We start from the raw sequence: 2,078 nt of genomic DNA, 5'->3' as shown, positions 1-2,078 counted from the left end.
GGCGAGCGGGGGCGTCGTGACGGCACCGAGGAGGAACCCGACGATCGCGATCGCGAGCGCCTGTGCGACGGCCACGCCGACGACGCCGAGCCGCGTCGCGCCGACCGCGCGCAACACCGACAGCGTCTCGCGTTGGACGTAGACGATGGACAGGAGGAGGTTCAACGCGAGCGCTCCGCCGGCGACAACGCCGAGTACCGCGAGGCTCGCGCCGGCCGCCAACACCACCGCCTGCCGTTCGAGGACCTCAACGAGCTGTTCCTGATTCGTCCGGAACGTGTACGCAGGATGTTGCGCCGCGAGCTCCTCGCGGACGGCCGCCGGGTCCGCGCCGTCGACCGTCTCGATGGTGACGATCGTGGCCCGGTCGTCGTAGGCGTTGCCGGTGAGCGTCTGGAGCTCGCTCAGGCGGAGTGTGACGGTGCCGGTGCCGAGGAAGTTCGCGAACGTGGGCGAGATCCCGACGACCTCGAACTCGTTTTCGCGCGCCGTCTGGACCGTCCCGCCGACGTGGATCGTGTCGCCGACGCTGAGGTTGTACTTCTCCGCTAACGCGGGCGAGATGAGCGCCTGATACGTCATCTCGCCGGTGTAGTTCCCGCCGGCGTAGTGGGTGTCCGGTCCGGTGAACCCCTCCCCCTCGGCGATCGACACGGAGCCGCCCGCCCCGGGGGTGCCGCTGCCCATCGTGGTGTCGAACGCCTCGCCGTCGGGGCTGACGTACACGACCTGAAACGCCAGCGGGGTGGCCGTGCGAACGTCCTCGTGGGCGGCGATCTCGTCGGCGAGCGGGTGGGCGTTCGGGATCGGGTTCTGGAAGCCGCCGACCGTTCCCGGCGCGATATCGATCGGCCCGCCGGAGACCCACAGGTCGCGGCCGGACTGGTCGAAGGTCTCGCTGCCCGTCTCGACGACGCCGGCACCGACGCCGACGAGCAGCGTGACCGAAAGCACGGCGAGGGTCACGCCGAGGACGGCCAGCAGCGTGCGGGCTCGATCCGAGCGGAGTTGGCGGAGCGCGATCCAGCCGGTCCCCCAGAGGCGACGGAGCCGTTTCATCCCGTCAACTCCTCCAGCGTGTCGGTGCTCGCGGCCAGATACAGCGGGTACGGGGCCGCACAGAGACCGACGACGACCGCCGCGGCGAGGGTGTACGCGGCCAACCACGGCGGTCTCTCGGCGAGCGATCCGACGCCGATCGCGGAGGCGACGCCCGCGTTCACGCCGGCGGTCGCGACCAGTCCGAGTGCGACGCCCGCGATCCCGCCGAGGACGGCGACGGTGATCGTCTCGGAGACGACGACCGCGGCGCGCATGCGACCGGAGAACCCGACCGCGTCGAGGACGGCGAGTTCGCGACGACCGGCCGTCAGTTCGAGCCCCATCATCGTCGCGACGAACGCGACCCCGATCCCGCCGGCGACCAGCGCCGCGGCCAGCGCCATCGCCAGCGGGAGATTCGTCGGCGTCGCCTCGGCACCGGCGATACCGGTCCGCGAGACGACTTCGGTGCCGGGGTAGATGTCCGCGAGGTCGGACTCCACCGACGGATTGGTCGTGCCGACGAGGATCTGGTCCGCCTCGTCGCTCTCGGCGAGGCCCGTCATCGACTGAAGCTCGGCCAGCGGCACGGCGATAGCGGGGACCTCGCCGAATCCGGCCGCCATCTCGCGGTCGTTGACCGCCGCGACCGTGAGCGACCGGTCCGAGCGAGCGACGCGAGCGGTGTCGCCGCGTTCGAGCCCCAGATCCGCGGCGACGCCCGGCGAGACCACGAACTCGTCCGACCGCTCGCCGCCGTACGTCCCGTTGGCGTAGTGAGCGTACGCGGCGTCGAGCGCGCTCACGTTCAGGTCGGCGACGCGACGGGGACGGTCGGGCGGGATCACCCCGACCGCGATCACGTAGGTCCGGTTCCCCGTCTCGGGGTTCTCCAGCCGCAGGGGACGTAGCGCCACCGGCGAGGCGTAGTCGATCCGGTCGTCGTTACGGAGGCGCTCGGTGACGGTGTGGACTTCGCTCAGCCGAGCGCCCTCCGCTTCGAGCGGGACGCTCCCGGACCCGCTCTCGTCCGGGAC

The 2,078-nt window shown here is 71.6% G+C and carries 2 protein-coding genes; both read right to left on the bottom strand.

The genetic code is table 11. The annotated features are described in order from the left end of the window. A partial coding sequence (locus BN903_RS07045; protein WP_052334937.1) for an ABC transporter permease occupies positions 1–1,059 on the bottom strand: 1,059 nt, incomplete at its 3' end. Next, the coding region (locus BN903_RS07040) for an ABC transporter permease (protein ID WP_228841052.1) at positions 1,056–2,078 on the bottom strand (1,023 nt) is incomplete at its 5' end. The genes BN903_RS07045 and BN903_RS07040, both read right to left, overlap by 4 nt.

The sequence above is a fragment of the Halorubrum sp. AJ67 genome, from assembly GCF_000513435.1.
This window is presented reverse-complemented; position numbering and strand designations above follow the sequence as displayed.